Annotated in this window: 12 protein-coding genes; 9 read left to right on the forward strand and 3 right to left on the reverse strand. The window is 42.0% G+C overall.

Annotation, left to right across the window (positions count from 1 at the left end; genetic code table 11):
- The first annotated feature begins 94 nt into the window (after nucleotides 1-94).
- A complete protein-coding gene (locus LNTAR_RS02145) occupies nucleotides 95-691 on the forward strand; it encodes an RNA polymerase sigma factor (protein WP_007276978.1) in 597 nt (198 codons plus the stop codon).
- On the opposite strand, the gene LNTAR_RS02150 is transcribed toward LNTAR_RS02145, so the two are convergent.
- Entirely contained in the window at nucleotides 688-2,685 is a 1,998-nt protein-coding gene (locus LNTAR_RS02150) for a serine/threonine-protein kinase (protein ID WP_007276979.1), read from the reverse strand. The two genes, LNTAR_RS02145 and LNTAR_RS02150, sit on opposite strands and share 4 nt — an antisense overlap.
- Nucleotides 2,686-2,904: 219 nt before the next feature.
- Between LNTAR_RS02150 and LNTAR_RS02155 the strand changes: the two genes are divergently transcribed.
- The 4 genes from LNTAR_RS02155 to LNTAR_RS02165 all read left to right on the forward strand — a co-directional run bounded on the left by LNTAR_RS02155 (nucleotide 2,905) and on the right by LNTAR_RS02165 (nucleotide 9,000).
- Nucleotides 2,905-5,703 (forward strand): GH39 family glycosyl hydrolase, encoded by a 2,799-nt coding sequence (locus LNTAR_RS02155; RefSeq protein WP_007276980.1) that lies wholly within the window; start codon nucleotides 2,905-2,907, stop codon nucleotides 5,701-5,703.
- Nucleotides 5,703-7,508 (forward strand): sulfatase, encoded by a 1,806-nt coding sequence (locus LNTAR_RS02160; RefSeq protein ID WP_007276981.1) that lies wholly within the window; start codon nucleotides 5,703-5,705, stop codon nucleotides 7,506-7,508. Before LNTAR_RS02155 ends, LNTAR_RS02160 begins: the two co-directional genes overlap by 1 nt.
- 163 nt (nucleotides 7,509-7,671) lie before the next feature.
- Nucleotides 7,672-7,824 (forward strand): hypothetical protein, encoded by a 153-nt coding sequence (locus LNTAR_RS27015; RefSeq protein WP_007276982.1) that lies wholly within the window; start codon nucleotides 7,672-7,674, stop codon nucleotides 7,822-7,824.
- A 114-nt stretch (nucleotides 7,825-7,938) separates the two neighbouring features.
- Entirely contained in the window at nucleotides 7,939-9,000 is a 1,062-nt protein-coding gene (locus LNTAR_RS02165; RefSeq protein WP_007276983.1) for a PDDEXK nuclease domain-containing protein, read from the forward strand.
- A 276-nt stretch (nucleotides 9,001-9,276) separates the two neighbouring features.
- On the opposite strand, the gene LNTAR_RS28135 is transcribed toward LNTAR_RS02165, so the two are convergent.
- On the reverse strand, nucleotides 9,277-9,399 hold the full coding sequence (locus tag LNTAR_RS28135; RefSeq protein WP_274377904.1) for a hypothetical protein: 123 nt from the start codon (nucleotides 9,397-9,399) through the stop codon (nucleotides 9,277-9,279).
- A gap of 164 nt (nucleotides 9,400-9,563) precedes the next feature.
- On the opposite strand from LNTAR_RS28135, the gene LNTAR_RS02170 reads away from it, so the two are divergent.
- The 4 genes from LNTAR_RS02170 to LNTAR_RS02185 all read left to right on the forward strand — a co-directional run bounded on the left by LNTAR_RS02170 (nucleotide 9,564) and on the right by LNTAR_RS02185 (nucleotide 15,891).
- A complete protein-coding gene (locus LNTAR_RS02170; protein WP_007276985.1) occupies nucleotides 9,564-12,200 on the forward strand; it encodes a PSD1 and planctomycete cytochrome C domain-containing protein in 2,637 nt (878 codons plus the stop codon).
- A gap of 9 nt (nucleotides 12,201-12,209) precedes the next feature.
- On the forward strand, nucleotides 12,210-13,691 hold the full coding sequence (locus LNTAR_RS02175; RefSeq protein ID WP_007276986.1) for a DUF1501 domain-containing protein: 1,482 nt from the start codon (nucleotides 12,210-12,212) through the stop codon (nucleotides 13,689-13,691).
- A gap of 149 nt (nucleotides 13,692-13,840) precedes the next feature.
- Nucleotides 13,841-15,541, forward strand: coding sequence for a sulfatase (locus LNTAR_RS02180; RefSeq protein ID WP_007276987.1), 1,701 nt, complete (start codon nucleotides 13,841-13,843; stop codon nucleotides 15,539-15,541).
- A 14-nt stretch (nucleotides 15,542-15,555) separates the two neighbouring features.
- Complete coding sequence (locus LNTAR_RS02185) at nucleotides 15,556-15,891, forward strand: EF-hand domain-containing protein (RefSeq protein ID WP_007276988.1); 336 nt, start codon at nucleotides 15,556-15,558, stop codon at nucleotides 15,889-15,891.
- Between the two features lie 481 nt (nucleotides 15,892-16,372).
- On the opposite strand, the gene LNTAR_RS02190 is transcribed toward LNTAR_RS02185, so the two are convergent.
- The gene (locus LNTAR_RS02190) at nucleotides 16,373-18,469 is read right to left on the reverse strand and encodes a hypothetical protein (RefSeq protein WP_007276989.1); all 2,097 of its coding nucleotides are present in this window, start codon (nucleotides 18,467-18,469) and stop codon (nucleotides 16,373-16,375) included.
- Nucleotide 18,470: the final 1 nt, after the last annotated feature.

Raw genomic sequence — 18,470 nt, forward strand, 5'->3', positions numbered from 1 at the left:
AGACTAAATATGACTCCTGCATCGCATTTGGGTTTAATTTTTATAAAATAATTTATATAGTTTTATAATACTAAAATCAAGATACCTTAAGAGCATGGAAAAAAACTTAACTAGAATCAGCCTCATTCAAAAGTTGCAAGAAGATCGCAATGACGAATCTTGGAACGAATTTATCGACTTATACGAAGGCTATATCTTCACTATTGCGAAGAAAATGAACTTCTGTGATGACGATTGCTACGACATCATGCAAACGGCCTTTGTTAAAATCTGGTCTAAGGTGAATTCCTTTGAACATGGTGGTAATGCTGGACAATTCCGTCGCTGGCTCGCGGTTATCACGCGTAACTCTGGCCTCAATCACATCGATAAACGCAAACGTGAGCAGGCCAAACACGATAAGTTTTATGATGATCAAGCCAATTACCTCAACACGGTAACTGAACCCGAAATCGAAAAAATGGCTGAGAAAGAATGGGCCATCTATGTGACCAATTTGGCATGGAAAAATGTTCAAAATGACATCAGCCAGAGCCAAAAAGAAATTTTCGAAATGACCCTCGATGGCAAAAATCGCCCTGAGATTGCCGAAGCTTTAGAGATCCCTCTCAACACTGTGTCGGTTTACAAACGTCGAGTGACGGCCATTCTACAAAAAGAAATTAAACGCCTCGAGCAGAACTTTAATTAATCCACATAAGTAAACTTGAGCTGTAAGTAAGTTTTGCCGAGTACATCTTGCTCTTCAGCTGATATTTGACCCTTTTGCAATACGACTTCCTCTAAACCAGGCAAATGCTGCAGGCTTTCCATTGATTCAACTTCAGAACCATTGATGATGATTTTTCGTATGTAAGAAGAATTTAAATCTTCTAATCTAACCTGGCCGCAATCACTCAAATCTAGCGTCCCAATTTTCAGGCCGCAAAGAGCAATGAGATTCGATAAGTTTTCATGCCCACTTAAATCCAAGTCTGTAAAGACCGAGCCCTCGTTGGTATTAAATTGAACGTTCCACTTTTCTTGTTGCGCATTCGTTCCTTTTAGAATCTCACGAATGAGTAAAAGGCGCCTTTCAGTTGGCTGTGGTCGACTGAGGCGATGATGCACAATACGTCGGGCAATCCACGCTGATTCTGTGCTGCCAATCGTCGAAATAAATTTGATGAAATCATCGTCGTGCAAATAACCTTGTCGGTAGTAGGCCGTATCATCTCGGCGGTATTTAATGTATTCATCCAAGATTCTTTTTATAAACGTTTGTTTCTCCAAGTTATGCTTGAGATAGAGCTGATAAGCCTGTTCATTTTTTTCATAGAAAATCAGGAAAATGATTTTATTAGTCAAAACTTTTAAATCCTCTGGTGCCGCTGCCAAGGCCAAGTTTAATTGATTCAGCGTCCGTGTGTAAGTCCACTTCTCTGTAAAAACAGAGTTGATATTAGAAATTGAAAGGTCTTTTAAATGCTCGCGCTCTTTTTTCTCACCTAGGTACATTTTAAAATTGATCTGAGCTTCGCTTAAAGCTTTTTCGGCTTTCTGCTGATTGGACTCAGCACGAGATCGTTCTTTTTCGGCACGTGCAGTTTCTTCCGTCGCGACATTGAGAGCTTCTAAAATTTGTTGTTCACTAATTTTTAAACGAGTAATAAAGCCAATGATTAGGGTCGTAATAATCGTGAAAGCAATCATCACAGTTACACAAATCTTTTTGTGGCGACGAACCAAGAGGCTCAGGGTTTTCAAGAAAGAGGCATTTTCTGCGCTCGGCGCAAAGCCATCGAGATACCGATCGATTTCATGCCTCAATTCATCCACTGTTTGATAACGTTGCTCGGGATTCTCACTCATCGCCTTGAGGCACACTGCGACAAGGCCGTTGTCAATATGAAGCTCTGGACTGCGCTTGCTGGGAGCAATGAGTTCGCGTTTTGAGTTAAATGACTTGATATCAAAAGGAACTTTCTTTGTGAGAATGCTATAGAGCAATCCTCCCAAAGAGAAAATATCTGTGCGCTCATCCACTACTTTTTTGTTGGGAGTCAACTGCTCGGGAGCCATAAAGGCGGGCGTGCCCTTGCATTCGTTTGAAACTCCCTGGATATCTGGACTCAAAAAGTTCATGTCATCTTCGGGAATGTAGAGTCGCAGGGCCATGCCCCAGTCATAAACAAAAACTTCACCAAAATTATCGATACAAACATTATCCGGCTTCAAATCTAAATGCACCACCCCACGTGAATGGGCATAGGAAATGGCATCACAGATTTTGATAAAAACTTGTAGAGATTTATTGAGTGGCTGATTATAAATGGCTTTGTTTAAGCTCTCGCCTTGAACTAACTTCATCGTGAAAAATGGCTGCTTCAACCAACCCATATCATACACTGGAATTATATTGGAGTGCTCTAACAAGGCACTAATTTGTGCTTCGCGACGAAAAGCCTCTTCACTCTCTTTTGAATCATCTTTTGGAAAGGCCATTGCCACATAACGCGAAGCTTTACAATCAAAGGCCTTATGGATATCTTTTAACCCGCCTTGAGCCATCAAATCTTCTACCTGATAGCGCTCATCGGGCTCAATATATTCTTCCTGATGATTGAGCTGTTGGTACAAGTCTCCAAGGCGGTCATCTATTTCGGAAACCGATTGGGACAAGCTTTCTTGCTTATTGCGGGGCATAAGTAACCTATTGATTGATATCCAGATAATTAAGTCTCTAAAAACCAAATAGAAGACTATCTTTCTTTTAATTTATAAGATAATGTTTTAATTAATCTAGCTTTGTTTAGAAAAATTGTCACTTACCAAGGCATGCTTGGTTTTCTTAATATGAAAAAGATAACACACACCGCCCACCTAAGATTCTTTACGCTTTTGTCATTTATTTGCCTTAGCATTATGAGTCAAGCTCAAGCAGCTGACACCCTCCCTCAACTTCGCATTAACACAGAAAAAAATATTGAATCCAAAAGTGCCTTTTTTGCCCTCAAAGCGAATGGGCACATCAAGGAGCTCATGCACTTTTCTGAGCTTCTCATCCAAGGCAGTAGTTTTATCGTTGTCGATAAAAAAGGCAACAGTATTAATTTGCGCTTACCTGATAAAATTGCGCTCAAACAAAACGATAATTTGATTAGCTTCCAAAGCCATTTTAAACACGAAGGCGAAAAAGTGCAGTTCGAGGGTGAAATTAGTCCTCAGGCTGATCAGATCAATTTCAAATACAGCCTCAAATGTCCCTCATTAGAGACCAGCCATTTTGTCATTCAACTCAATCCAAAAACATATATTGGCAACACTTTCAAAATTAATGAACGCCCATACTCCTACCCGAAAATTGAGAGTCGTGAAGAAAACCTTTGGCGTACCCTTGTGGCAGACACCCCACTCGCTAGCTTCACAGCATCCATTACAAAAGATAAGAATTTTGTTCTCACTCCTCAATCGAAAACTAATTTATCGGTCAAGTATCTGCACAACCGTTGGCAAGACAATTTTTCCCTGTATTTATCTTGCGAGGATCGCAAAAGTATTCAATTTTCTTTGCGTTTACCACAATCCCAAGAGAATCCTTACCCTCTAAGCCGTTCACAAGCTAACCTCCTCAGCAACGGAAGTTTTGAGGTCGGCACCAAAGATTGGGGTGTCAGTTTTTCGAGCCTCAACAATCGCTCATCTTACTCAAGCCAAGTGATCCCTAGCCCCTCTGGTCAACGCGCCCTTGTGCTTGACCATCGCCCCGTCGACGCAAAATATCAACAGGCTTTCCGTAAAGTCAAAATCCAAAGTGAATATGTCCAAATTCCGGCGCGCACCCCCATCACCTTTTCTTTTGATGTAAAAAGTGCAGCAAAAGTTATTCATGCCAAAATGATTATTCGCTATCAATCAGCCGAACGCATTGCCAATGCCGGAACGAGTTCGGTGACAAAATATATTCGTATCACTCCTGATTGGCAACGCCATAGCCTCTCTCTTCGACTCCCTCGCGGCATGAATGACGCTTACAGTTTTGGTCTTGAGGCCCAAGGTCAAGAACATTTGGAGGGGAGTAAAATTTATTTTGATGGCGCGGCAGTTCGCATCGGAAACTCAAATGAATTCACTGCCGAAAAAGAGCTCATTATTGGTGCTGACATCCCTCAAAAACACAACTTATTTGAGTTCGATCAAGCCTTTAATTTAAAAACTCATATTAAGAATAATTCTGCTCAAGAACAAAGTCTTGTGGCCGTAGCTAAAATTTTCGATCCCTACCAAAAGCTTGTTTTGAATAAAAAAGCCACTTTCACGATCCCCGCTCATCAAAACAATTCAGATTTTTTAAAGGATTTGCAATATCAAGCAAAAGTTTTGGGCCCCCATAAACTTATCTTGCAAATTTACAGAGGAAATGAACTTCTTGATCAGTACCAAAAGGCTTTCGGTTTTATCAAGAGTCGCCCCAATAAATCTCTAAATACCGCCTCCAAGTTTGGCCTTCACATGGGAGGAGAAAACTACCAAGAATGCCTCGCACTCGCTTCGCGAATTGGTTTTACTTGGACGCGTAGTGGCGCCTTTTATAATTCTTGGAGAGCTTATCAGCCGAGTAAGCTCGCTTGGAATCAAAAGTTTATGGATCGAAACCTCGCCATCATAGAGGATCACGAAAAGCTGGCTATGACCCCGATTGTCACTCTTGGAGTTCAAACTCCTAGATGGGCCTCCAGTGCGCCTGCATCATCTCCTGAGTATAGCCTCTATCCGCCGACTCAGGATAAGTATGCTGACTTCGGTGAATATGTAAAAAAACTCACTCAAAGCTTTGGCAAACGAATTCATGCTTACGAGATTTGGAACGAGCCCAACACCAGTGTTTTTTATCGTGGAACTCCAAAAGAATTTGCTGGCCTAATTGATGCCTCATGCGAAAATATTTCAGCACATAATCCCGAGGCAAAAATCATTGGCTTTGGCTTAACCCACTATGGGGAAAGCGCTTCGGGTTTTATGCTTAATAGCCTAAAGCATACTCAGTCCAATCAGCTAGACGGGGTCTCCTTCCACCCCTATTCTGATGATCGCCTCAGCCCAGAAAAAACACGAGTTCAAACACAATTTGAGTGGATTCAAAAAGACATTAAAAAAAGCCAACTCAATTCGAATCTCGAACTCTGGGCAACTGAATTTGGCTGGTTTGCTCCGCACCAATTTTCAAAAGAGTTTACCCCTTACAAAAATGCGAGTGTCGCAAAACGACTTATTTCTGAACAGGAATGTGCTCGTTTTTATATCCAAATGGTGAACACTTCTTTTGCCTATGGACTCGATAAACTCTTTTATTTCATCTTTCAAGAAGGCTCCATGAGCAATCGCTGGTTTCACGGTTTTGTGGGTCCCAATGCCGAATTCTTAAAAGCACCTTACTACGCTGCATCAACTGCCATTAAAAATTTAGATTTCAAAACTTGCTTGGGTCAGGAAAGATTTGAATCAGGCTTAGTACTCACTCGCTATAAAGAAGACATGAGCGTCTTGTGGAACCATACAGATCATATGTTCAAAATCCAGACTATGACTCCCCTGCAATGTGAGGATATATATGGCAATGAATTCACCCTCAATCCTATCGATGGCACTACGACTCTACTTATTGGCGAAGATCCGATCTACGTCAAATCACTCCTTTCACCTAATCAAATCACCTCACTTTAATGAAATATTTACTCCTCAGTTTTTTTCTGATTTTCAGTACTTTTGCCTATGAACAAAAGCCTAATTTACTCTTCATCATCATGGATGACCTCAATGATCTACCTATCGGCAGCCCTTTGGGTAACTCGATAAAAACTCCCCATATGGATCGCCTTGCCAAGCGTGGTGTCAGCTTTACCAATGCTCATACCAACGACCCCATTTGTGCTCCGTCAAGATCGAGCATGCTCTACGGCCTCTACCCTCAAACAAGCGGTATGTTCTGGTTTGAAAAAATCAAGGATCGAAAAGTCCTTCGCGAGAGTGTAGATTTCCCCGCTCACCTCAAAAATAATAATTACGATGTTTTTGGAACCGGGAAAATTTACCATGGCGGGGCTCCACAAAAATCCTTTAAGTCATACGGTATTCGTACGAACTTTGGTCCCCACCCCGTCAATGGCGACCCCTTTATGGCTCATCATCCCAAACAAGATTATCTCTTTGAAAAATTTCCTGATCTTGGCTACAAATGGGAGCAGACTTTTGGCCCCTTAGAAGACGTCCCCGATTGGTCGCATTTACCCAATGGCAAAAAAGGTTGGTTCCTCGGAAAAACACCTTGGTCTCTCAAAGAAGGTCACAATCGCGATCTCTTACCTGACGAAATCTCTGCTGAATTCTGCAAAAAAATCCTCGCGCAAAAACACGAAAAAAACTTTGCTCTACTCGCGGGCTTAGTCCGAACGCACACTCCGCTCTATGCACCCAAAGAGTACTTCGATCGCTTCCCGCTCGACTCTATTGTCGTACCGGAGAATATCGCCATAGATCAGTTTGCCCCATCGATTGCCGATACGAGCCGCTATGGCTTTCAACGCTACCAATTCCTGATGCAGGAAAAAGATCTCCTCAAAAAATGGATTCAGGCTTACTTGGCCTGTGTTGCCTTTGTGGACGATCAAATCGGCAGCATACTCGACGCCTTGGATAAATCGGAATACGCCGATAATACCATCGTCATTCTCACTTCAGATCACGGCTTCCATATGGGTGACAAACAATTTATTTACAAGCAGAGTCTTTGGGATGGTGCAACTCGGGTACCTCTGATTATTAGCGGACTCAAAGGCATGGCTCAGGATAAAAAATGCACACAACCCGTTTCTCTCATCGATATTTATCCCACTATCATTGATACACTCAAGCTAAGTAAAAATCCTAATCGCGCCAAAAGTACAGCTCAACTTGATGGCCATAGCCTAAAACCTTTGCTGCAAGATCCACAAGGAGATTGGCAAGGACCATCTGTTGCGATTTCCGCATTACCTGGCAAAGATCATAGTATGAAACGAGTTTACGAAGGTGCCATGCGCCCTCACTTTTCTGTACGCTCAGAAGACTTTCGCTATACTTTAAGTTCTGCCGGTGAAGAAGAATTATTTCATTACAAAAAAGATCCTCTCGAAACTCAAAACCTCTCCGAACAAGCTGAATACAAAGAGATCAAAGCTCAACTCAAAAAACAGCTCATCGCTCTGCGCGATGGTGATAATTGGATAGATCTCAACTCAAAGCAAGAAGCTAAAGATTTTGAAATCGACATCAATTCTAATCAAGCTCACTTACCTTTAACTATTTCACCTCAAATCTCTATTCCAAATGGAAATCAAAACTCAAATACTTGGCGTATACGCCTCGAGGGAAAACGATTGGAAATATGGCTCAATAATAAGCTCGTCAAAGACGAAATCCTTGCCGCTGATCATGCTTATACAATTCAGCCTGCAGGTGCGTCCACACAAACACGCTTTCGCAAGCTTTAAGTCAGTAAATAGAACTCAACTATAAATAAGCCTACTACACAGAGCTGAAATTTGGGAAATCCGCATTAAATTTTAATACTCAGGTACGACTCCCATTGTAAACATAAATTCACGTTAAAGATTAATTGAGTTTGATTGCAATGGAAAGGGACAACTTTTGACCATGGTCAAGGCTTTTATTCCTTCCTCTAAGAATAATTTAATTGAAGGAATAATGATGAGTTTGTCAGTAAGTGAACCTTTTTTTAATAATGATTCAGGCGCTTATCGTGAAATACTGCTTCAATTTTTATTTACTGAAGAAGAGGAGGAGTAGTTGTACTTAATCAACAAAGAAGAAAACTAGATAGCCGAAGAGATAATTTTGAATTCTTAATTTTTAATGTTGAATTGTGGGAGCGCTGGCGGCTCGCCGGTATGAGGAGTAATGATGAGTGACTTATTGAAAGATGACAATTACCAAAACTGGTTAAAGGTCATAGTTGGAAAAATTAAAGAGGCACAAATTAAAGTTGCTTCTGTTGCTAATAGTTCTTTGATTCTTTTTTACTGGGAGTTGGGTCGTTTGGTCGTGGAGAAGCAATCTGAAAGTTCTTGGGGCGACAAGGTTATAGATCAGCTTTCTCAGGACTTACAAAAAACATTTCCTGATTTAAAGGGTTTGTCTCGATCCAATATAAAATACTGTAAGCGCTTTTATCTTTTCTATACAGCTAAGGGAATTGGTCAACAGGCTGTTGACCAATTACTAAAAGAGCATCTAGTGCAAGTTCCCTGGGGCCACAATATTCAGGTTTTTACCAAAGCAAAAAATCTAGATGAAGCGCAGTATTATTTGAATCAAAGTCGCGAAAATGCTTGGAGTCGGGATGTATTGGCATTGCAAATAAAATCGAATTTGTACGGACGGGAAGGTAAAGCTTTGAGTAACTTTCAGCAAACTTTGCCCGCACCGCAATCCGACCTAGCTCAGCAAACCTTGAAAGACCCTTATGTCTTTGATTTTTTGACGATGACTCAACCCTACAATGAAAGGGATATAGAACTACAGTTAACAGAGCACATCACCAAATTTCTGTTAGAGCTAGGCAAGGGCTTTGCTTTTGTTGGGCGGCAGTATCATTTAGAAGTGGGTGATTCGGATTATTATCTGGATCTACTTTTTTATCATATAAAGCTAAAATGTTATGTGGTGGTGGAACTTAAAAATACTAAGTTTATCCCGGAGTACGCGGGTAAACTGAATTTTTACCTTTCGGCAGTGGATAGTTTGTTGAAGGGAGAGGATGATAAGCCGACGATAGGTATCTTACTCTGTCGCGATAAGAACAAAATCGAAACTGAATTTGCTCTGCGGGATATGAAAAAACCTATGGGCGTGAGTGAATTTACTTTGAGTGAGGTTTTGCCAGAAGAATTGAAGTCTTCTTTACCGACAATAGAAGAGATTGAATTGGATATGAAGAATTTGGAAAATAGGCACGATGCTTAGTAAAGTTACATCTATAAATAATGGGTTGAATGAAGGATGATTACATAAAATCAATTAGAGCAATTATGTATAGGCCGGTTTGAAGAGATTGGCTATGATTATGTGTGTGGCTATGACATTGCTCCCGAGGAGCCAGGAGAAGAGCGTAGCGATTATCGCAAAAATTATTAGAAGACCGTTTATTAGATCGCTTAAAGGTGGGTTTTCTAAATCTGCGACCTTTTTCCTTTTATGGCGAAGCCATTACACTTTAAATAGCCCTAGGTCCATAATTTCCTACACAAGTATGGCGAAGCCATTACACTTTAAATAGCCTGGGATGTCAATCCCAGGACAATTCGATTCAATTCCCGCAATGCCTTTAGGTATTGTACCTAAAGGCACAATTTTGCGTTTCATGATATTCATCACCCACATTCACATGTGGGCCTAATTAAAGTTGCATCGCTTCACGATGGGGCAAAAAATTATTTTTAATCTATATCTTCTTTGATTTCATCCATTTTGTCACTTCACTTGTCCTGCTCTGTTATCTTAAGCAAAGAAAACTTATCGGAGCAATAATGAAACTCATCCCCTACTTTCTATTGATGGCCAGCACTAGCTTCGCCGCTGTTGATTTCGAAACCCAAATCAAGCCCATTTTTGATGAGCATTGTATCAAATGCCACGGTCCTGAAAAACAAAAATCTGACCTTCGCCTCGATAGTCGCGCCAGTATTTTAAAAGGTGGTGACCTCGGGGAACCAGGTGCTCATCCAGGCCACCCAGAAAAATCTACCATCATTGAATTCATCTCTTTGGATCCCGATGATGACGAAATCATGCCTCCCAAGGGTGATCCCCTAAGTGCAGAACAAATTGAACTAATCTCCACTTGGATTAAAGAGGGCGCTCAAATGACTGAGAAAAAGATCGCCAAAAAAGAAAAACTTTGGTCCTTGAAGAAGGTAGAAAAAGTTTCCGTTCCACCTGGTGAAAATAATCCTGTCGATGCGTTCCTTAGTGCAAAACTCAAAGAGAAAAACCTCAAATTTTCTCAGCAAGCTGACCCAGTGGTTTTACTTCGTCGCTTGCATAGCATCCTCATTGGTATTTTGCCAAGTCCGCAAGAAAAAGATGCCTTTCTAGCGCAATGGGTCGACAATCCCGAGAAAGCTTATTCAGCAAAAGTAGAAGAATTACTGGCATCACAGCATTATGGCGAACGTTGGGCTCAACACTGGCTCGATGCTATTCGCTGGGCCGAAACATCGGGTTCCGAATCCAACCTCTACCGCAATAGGTCATGGGAATACCGCGACTACGTCGTTCGTTCATTTAATGAAGATAAACCTTATAAAAATTTTATCATCGATCAATTAGCTGGTGATAAGACAGGCTATCCTCGCGCCACGGGTTTTATGGTCGCCGGCCCTCACGTCCCTCCAGCAACTGTGGGTCAGCAACCGTCTGCCATTGCTGAAGCACGCTACGATCGCTTGGACCAAACCATGCAAACAGTCGGCGCCTCGATGATGGGTATGACTTTGGGCTGTGCTCGTTGCCACACTCATAAATTTGACCCGATTAAGATTGGTGATTATTATGCGATGCTCGCAAATTTCCAAGACCTTGAATACGGCATTCGCAAACCCGAACTTCCTGCTCATACAGGGCCGGCAATTCAGGAAGCTAAATACAACAAACTCATTCGCGATCACCGCAAAACTCTTGAACTCAAATCCTGGAAAGAAACTTGGCACGACCGCTACGAAGCGCATATCCCACGCGAGAATGTGAAAGCGATTCGCATTACGACTCTCGGCGGTGATATGGCCTTTGACGAAATGGAAGTTTTTGACCAAACTTACAAAAATCACATGCCACAAGCGAAGCTCAGCACAACACTCGAAAGTGATAAAAATAATGTTGAGTTCCTACGCGATGGTCAGGTCGGGTACTTCTTTGCCTTCAAAGGAAAAACTAAGGGAAAATCCGCTGAGCTTCTAATTGAATTCGATTCATCAATAAAATTACAATCCATTTCTTTCAGTAAAGATCGTAAAGCCAAACTCAACACCAGTTATTTAAGCCCAGAAAATTGGATGACTGAATTAGCTAAGTACAAAATTGAGTACCAAGATTCAAAAGGTGAGTGGCATGTCGGCATCAAAAATACTAAAACTGAGAAAGATGTTGCCGAACTCAATGAGCTCATTGCAAAGAGACTTAAATATGGTGTTCAGCATGAATTTTTAGGTCGCTTTATTGATCCCGTTGTGACCCATATTCTCAAACGTGGTAGCCCCAATACCCCTGGTGCAGAAGTAGCGCCTAATTCTCTAGCGGTAATCACTCCTACACTCAATATGACGAGCCAGACACCTGGTCCTGAAAGAAGGCTTACTTTTGCCAAATGGTTAGCTGACGAAGAAAATCCCCTTACTGCTCGTGTGATGGTGAATCGCCTTTGGTATCACACTTTCGGCAATGGTATCGTTTCAACTCTCTCGGACTTCGGTAATGCGGGTACCAAGCCTTCTCACCCCGAGTTGCTCGATTTCCTTGCAAGCGAATTCGTAGAGAACAATTGGTCGACCAAAGATATGTTGCGCCTCTTCGTTTCATCTCGCGCTTTCAAACAAGACAATAAACCCAAAGGCGAAGCTCTTAGAGTTGATGCTGGTAACCTTTTGCTCTGGCGCTACGCTCCTAAGCGAGCCGATGCCGAAATTATCCGCGACTCAATCTTGAAGCTCTCGGGTAAACTCGATCCAAAAATTGGCGGCCCCTCTTATCGCATCCACAATGTCAAAAAGCGTTATGGCATGTGGAAAGTGGAAGATAACTTTAGCCAGCATACCTGGCGTCGCATGCTCTACCAAGAGCGCATGAGAGGTGTTGATGACCGTATGTTTACTGCATTTGACTTCCCGGACTGTGGACAAGTCGTTTCCAAACGTCCTCAGTCGACCACTCCATTGCAAGCACTGAACCTTATGAATAGTCAGTTCATGATCGATCAATGCGATATTATTGCTGAGAAAGCCAAAGGTAAAAACACCGACGAATCTATACGAAATACCTTCATGCTGATCTACAATCGTCAACCTGCAGAAGTCGAACTCGCCATGAGTCGCAAAATCTTAAAAACAGAAAAGCTCAATATTCTCGTTCGAGCCATTCTTAACAGTAACGAATTTATTTTCATTCAATAGAGGTCGCCCATGAATCCATTAAATATCAGTCCCCAAGGACGTAGCTTTCTCAATCGTCGTGATTTCTTAAAAACTACCGGTGGTGCCCTCGGATCTTTAGGTCTCTTAAGCCTACTCGGTCAAGATCAACTCCTAGCTGCCGGCTCAGGGAAAAGCCCTATCCGACCCAAGATTAATAGCGCGAACCCCTACGCGCCTCGTCCCGGTCATTTTCCCGCCAAAGCTAAACAAGTCCTCGTGGTTTACTGCCCAGGTGGTGTGAGTCATGTGGATACCTTTGACTACAAGCCAGATCTCTGGAAATTCAATGGTCAAAAACCACCGGGGATCCCCGCCGTTACTTTTGAAGGGCCCACGGGCAATATTGCCAAACCCTTCTGGGACTTCAAAGCACGCGGTAAGAGTGGCAAAATGGTCTCGGATCTTGTGCCTCATTTAGGTGAGCTCTCCGATGAACTGTGCTTTATCCACTCGATGAAAAGTGGTACTAGTGCCCACCCTCAAGGTGAAAATTTCTTCAACACCGGCTTCACTGTAGAAGGTCACCCCTCACGTGGTGCGTGGATTTCTTATGCCCTGGGTACAGAAAACCAAAACCTCCCTGCATTTGTTGCCATTAACGACCCCCGTGGTAAGCCTCGTTCAGCTAAGAATAACTGGGGCTCGGGTTTCTTGCCCGCGGCTTATCAAGGCACTGATTTTAGTGCTTCTGCGCTGCCCGCAAACTTGAATCTACCTAAATCCATCAGCAAAGGTTCAGAAAAAAACACCAATGATTTACTGAAATTCCTCAATGAAAAGCATATGGAGCAATTCCCCGAAGATTCAAATTTGGCTGCTCGCGTCGCCACTTATGAACTCGCTGGACGTATGCAAATGTCCATTCCCGAGGTCTCCAATATTGATGCAGAACCACAATATATTTTAGATCAATATGGTGCCAATAGTTCTAATAAAACTAAAAATGAATACGCTCGTAACTGCATCCTCGCTCGTCGCTTATTGGAACAAGGTGTTCGCGTTGTGGAACTCTATAATGGCGCCAACACCCCCAATGGTATCAATAACTGGGACTCACACTCAAACATCAAGAAAACTCACCAAGCTCAAGCCGACATTATGGATCAACCGACTGCGGCGCTCATCAAAGATATGCAGGACCGTGGCATGTTGGACGACGTCCTCGTGGTATGGTGTACTGAATTTGGCCGCATGCCTTTCCTACAAGCCAATGGTACTGGCCGCGATCATAACCAAAGCGCCTTTACTTGCTTTATGGCAGGTGCAGGAGTTAAAAAAGGCTTCAGTTATGGCTCGAGTGATAACTGGGGCTTTAAAGGCGCTGATAAACCAGTGGAAATCTATGACTTTAACGCAACGATCCTCCACCTCATGGGCTTAGATCATGAACGCCTGTCTTATTACCACAATGGTATTGAAGCTCGACTCACAAATGTTCATGGCCACGTTGTTAAAGATCTCCTAGCCTAAAAAATACCGCGCCCGAATAGGGATAAAAACCTTATAAACTGAGCCTCACATAAATTATGTGGGGCTTTTTTCTGGTCTGTACTTAGGTGAAATTTGTCACTTTGCCCATACTCATTCTGTTTCCTATAAAAATCACCTAAGGAAAATGAATGAAAGTCAGTTTAATACTCACCTGTCTCATAAGTTTAGTCAGTTTTGCTCAAACGGAAAAGTCTAATGTCCTGATGATTGTCTTCGATGATCTCAATGACTTTATTAGCCCCATGGGAGGTCATTCCCAAAGCACCACGCCTAACTTCAAAGCTCTCGCAGACGATAGCGTGGTCTTTAAAAATGCTCATAGTAACGCACCCGTTTGCTCTCCTTCTCGCGCCAGTTTTATGACCGGAGTTCATCCTTATAGTTCGCGCAACTACGGTTTCAAAAATGCTTTTGCTAACTCCGTCCTTAAGAATTCCAAAACCCTTCCTCAATACATGCAGGAAAATAATTATAAGACTTATTCAGCAGGAAAAATCTTTCACGGTAAAGTGAAAGGCGTTTGGGATGAAGTCGGCGTTGAAGTTGATTATGGTCCTTTGGCTCACAATGGCAAAAAATCAACTTTACACCCCTCAAATCCTGCGGCCCTCGCTCCATTTGGCGCTTTGGATTCCACTTATGCACCCTTATCTGATGTTCCTGTAGTTCCTGCTTCAGCAGATGCCCCGGGTCACTCGGGTTGGATGAATGCTAAATGGGGGCAGGCGATGCCCTTTAAATACAATTCAGAGAGTGACCGCGACTTGCTGAATGACGAAAAAACCCTGCAGTGGTTTCAGAAAAAGCTCAAATCCATGGAACAACAGGGTCATGATGAGCCCTTCTTTATGGCACTCGGCTATATCCGCCCGCACACTCCCTTAGTTGTTCCTGACAAATACTTCGACATGTTTCCTCTTGATAAAGTTAAATTACCCACAAGAAAACAGGATGATCTAGAAGATACTAACTACAGCTCAGCAAGTGGGAATAGTTCACGTGGTATAAAAATCTACGAAGCACTCCAAACAGAAGAAGATGCTCTGAGGCGCTATACTCAAGCATATTTAGCTTCTATAGCTTTTGCTGATGACATGCTGGGCCAAACAATTGATGCACTCGAGAAAAGTTCTTTTAATGATAATACCATTGTGATTCTCTTCAGTGATCATGGTTATCACGTTGGCGAAAAAAATAATGTTTGGAAATACACTCTTTGGGAAGATAGCACTCGTGTTCCCTTCATGATTAAGCACCCCAAGTATAAAAATAATGCAGGAACAATTGTTTCACATCCCATCAGTTTAGTGGATGTCTTCCCCACGATTAAAGACTTTTGTCAATTAACTGGCGATACCAGAAAACATGCTAGCGGTGCCCCTCTTGATGGTCATAGTGTCAAAACATTTCTAGAAAACCCCAATTCAACTCAATGGCAAGGCCCTGACGTAGCCATGACCATGCTGGATAGCTACACATCCAAATTACCTGAGAAACAAAATATCGCCGTCCGTTCAAAAGATTTCCGCTATATTCGCTATGCGAATGGCGAGGAAGAACTTTATGACCACCGCCGCGATCCCCATGAGTGGGCCAACCTCGCTTCCAACCCCGAGTATGCTTCGGTCAAAAGTCAGCTCCAAACCAGTATGAAAAAAGAATTAGCCCAAGCTCATAAACCCTCTAGCCAGGTCAGTAATACAAGTACTAAAGCGAGTGGAGAAACATGGAAAGATACTTATTTCAAAAAGCATCCGGAAGCCGATACTAATAAAGATGGCGAACTCAGCTGGCCAGAATTTCATCAGCACAAAAAAACTAATACTTAAACAAGGAATAATTCATGAAAAAAGTAATTATTATCACATGTCTACTTTTAGCCTTTGCTGGAAGTCTACATGCAGACGAGAGCAAAGGAAGTGGGGAAAAATGGAAAGACAGCTATTTCAAAAAGCACCCGGAAGCCGATACCAATAAAGATGGTAAACTCAGCTGGCCAGAATATAAAGCCCACAAAAATGCTCCGAAAAACCCTCAGGATAACGCGGAAAAAGCGGGTGGCGATAAATGGAAAGATACTTACTTCGAGAAGTATCCAGAAGCTGACACTAATAAAGATGGCGAACTCAGTTGGTCCGAGTACCACGAACATAAAAAATCTAAAGCCAAAAATATCTAAATAATCCCTTTATTATTTTCGCCTCAGAGTCTTTGCTCTGAGGCTTTTTTGTGTCTTATGGCGAAACCATTAAACATATATTAGCCTAGGGCGAATTAAAAAAACCATCGTTTCACCATGTAATTACATAGGAATTTTGCGATATCCGCATTTCCTATTCTTACCGATCTGCGTATTTGATTTTATCCCTTTATGGTGGAACCATTACACTTCAAATAGCCTGTGATGCCAATCCCAGGACTTCTCCAATAAAAACGCCTTTCAATGCCTTTAGGTATTGTACCTAAAGGCACAAGCATTTTTGGTGACATTCATCACCCCACATTCACATGTGGGGCTAATTAAAATTACATCGTTTCACGATAATTAGATCCAAAATTCACTCATGGCGAGGGGCTAATTAAAAACCCTACCATTACGATGATTTTTGGCAACATTGTTTATTCTATTATACCTACAATATCCGTGAACTAATGACAACTTACTTTGCGCTTTGGACAAAATTGGGGCGAAGGGGCTTCTGATCCAACCTTTCGGAATACATCGCTTCGGCAACTTCGCGGGCACGACTACGCATTTCATCGTAGGGTTGATCGGTAATATCAACAAATCCAATGCGATAATTTTCCCCGTCGGGACGTCCGGTTACGGCTTGGTCCTGAAGCTGAAAGTAATGGGCACCTATATAACGTGGGTCCTTGTACGCATGTTCCGTGTAGGCTTTAAACTGCTCAGCTGCGTGTTTAATATCTACCGACGTACAAAGGCCACCACCCCAAACACCTTTTTCGTTGATTGTGCCAAAGTGGTACTCGCCAATAATCATCGGTTTATTGATTTCTTTCGGCCACTTAATTGTCAGAGGACTAAAGTCGTAATAGTTCACACTCACCACATCACAGTGACGCGATGACGCAATCAAGGCATAATTATTTTCTTTAAAGTGAATACGACTGCCTAAATACAGTTTTTTAGGCGCATACTCTTTCATCATTTTCGAACACACAGAAAAGTATCGATCCAAGTAAAGAGCGCTGATTTCTAAGAGGTCACGTTTACAATTCTTTTGATTCTTGGCCAAAGCTCCTTCAATCGAATCCCAAGACTGATAATTTTTGCGCCAAGACGAATTGAGTTGCTTTATATTTTGGTATTTTTTTTGCAAGTGCTTTATGGCTACTTGACGTGAACGAGAGTCTTTGCGGCCATTCAAAATGATTTCGGCAGTTTGGACTGATTGCTGACCAAAATCGAGTTCATTATCAATAAAAAACCCAATGCACCAAGGATCATTTGCCTGCACTTGATTTCTCGCTAGAGTTTTCTTTAAACTCTCTTCAAAGTGAGGGTGAAAGGCATCTGGTAAAGACTTAAGCTGCTTGCCTTCTTTGATTTCTGGACGCCAAAAGTGCACAGCTAAAGTATAAGGCATCTTTTTAAGTTCATAAAACTCTTTTTTCGTCCAGTTCCCTAAAGTATTGAAGCCCCATGAACGCAGGCGACGATTGATCATCTTTGGGTAAGTTTGACGCCAATTTTTACCATATTTTTTTTGTAAATTGCTCTGTGATGGATTCCATGTACCGGGTTTTCTTCCCTTAATCAATCCATCTGAGCTAGCAGCTTCTTTTAACTTTGCCAAAGCAGGCTCAGAAGTATCGCCACCATAGCCAATCGACGTTAAGCCAAATGACCAAAACAAATATCCTTGAGGGTCAACAAACCACCATTTCCCATCAATTTCCACGGTATAAAAATGTCCTGTTGCTTGTTGTTTTGGGCTTAATAGATTCCCTCCATAAACACTCAAATTAGTGCCTCCTGGATGGCTCTCTATCTCTTTCATTTCTTCTTTTAAATGAACTTGTAACTGCTCAGAACTTTTTACCTTCCCAGGCCACTTCTCTAAAACATTTTGACCAAAAGCATCCACGTAAGGTCGCTTGATAGGCGAAAATTGATAATCCTTGACATCGACAAAATCAACCATGCCTCTCAAGTCACTGATCACTAAGTTGACCTCAGCTGACGCAGAAAATATATCGAGGTCTAAGTTACGGACATTGTCTAAATTCAATTGCTTCCATCTTGATCCATAAGTTCCATTGGGAAAACCTTTAATATTACCATAAAGATAGGTTTGGTTCTCTATATGATTCACTTCTCTAGGCAAGTGAATGTAGAGGGTTCCACTCTCACCTGCTTCAAGGGCTAAACCACCCGTCGTTTCTTTCCAAGACTCAAAGGCACGCCCACGAACCATAATTTTTTCAATTCCTTTATTGGAAATATCGAGGCACATCCAGATTTTTGAGCGAAAGTCTAAACCTTGGGCTCCTTGTACTTGAAATGAGACTTTTAAACTTTTGCTAGCCGAATTCTGAATACTCCAGACACCATTTTCTTTAGATTGACGCTTTTTCATGGAGTTTTGAGTTTTGGAGCTCACTACAATTTGCGCATCATCAAAATTTAAGGGTGCTCGATCAGCACTAGGATGTAATGGCTGAAGATTTTCCGCACATAAGTGGAAACTCAAAGCCAAAAAGGCTGTTAAAATTGATTTAAAATACTTCATT

The sequence above is a fragment of the Lentisphaera araneosa HTCC2155 genome (assembly GCF_000170755.1).
Taxonomy (GTDB): domain Bacteria; phylum Verrucomicrobiota; class Lentisphaeria; order Lentisphaerales; family Lentisphaeraceae; genus Lentisphaera; species Lentisphaera araneosa.

Bases quoted from the DNA above. Each gene is read 5' to 3' on its own strand.
- LNTAR_RS02190 (WP_007276989.1), bottom strand. From the start codon at position 18,469: ATGAAGTATTTTAAATCAATTTTAACAGCCTTTTTGGCTTTGAGTTTC.
- LNTAR_RS02150 (WP_007276979.1), bottom strand. From the start codon at position 2,685: ATGCCCCGCAATAAGCAAGAAAGCTTGTCCCAATCGGTTTCCGAAATA.
- LNTAR_RS02165 (WP_007276983.1), top strand. From the start codon at position 7,939: ATGAGTGACTTATTGAAAGATGACAATTACCAAAACTGGTTAAAGGTC.
- LNTAR_RS02185 (WP_007276988.1), top strand. From the start codon at position 15,556: ATGAAAAAAGTAATTATTATCACATGTCTACTTTTAGCCTTTGCTGGA.
- LNTAR_RS02160 (WP_007276981.1), top strand. From the start codon at position 5,703: ATGAAATATTTACTCCTCAGTTTTTTTCTGATTTTCAGTACTTTTGCC.
- LNTAR_RS28135 (WP_274377904.1), bottom strand. From the start codon at position 9,399: ATGAAACGCAAAATTGTGCCTTTAGGTACAATACCTAAAGGCATTGCG.
- LNTAR_RS02170 (WP_007276985.1), top strand. From the start codon at position 9,564: ATGAAACTCATCCCCTACTTTCTATTGATGGCCAGCACTAGCTTCGCC.
- LNTAR_RS02155 (WP_007276980.1), top strand. From the start codon at position 2,905: ATGAGTCAAGCTCAAGCAGCTGACACCCTCCCTCAACTTCGCATTAAC.
- LNTAR_RS27015 (WP_007276982.1), top strand. From the start codon at position 7,672: ATGGTCAAGGCTTTTATTCCTTCCTCTAAGAATAATTTAATTGAAGGA.
- LNTAR_RS02145 (WP_007276978.1), top strand. From the start codon at position 95: ATGGAAAAAAACTTAACTAGAATCAGCCTCATTCAAAAGTTGCAAGAA.
- LNTAR_RS02180 (WP_007276987.1), top strand. From the start codon at position 13,841: ATGAAAGTCAGTTTAATACTCACCTGTCTCATAAGTTTAGTCAGTTTT.
- LNTAR_RS02175 (WP_007276986.1), top strand. From the start codon at position 12,210: ATGAATCCATTAAATATCAGTCCCCAAGGACGTAGCTTTCTCAATCGT.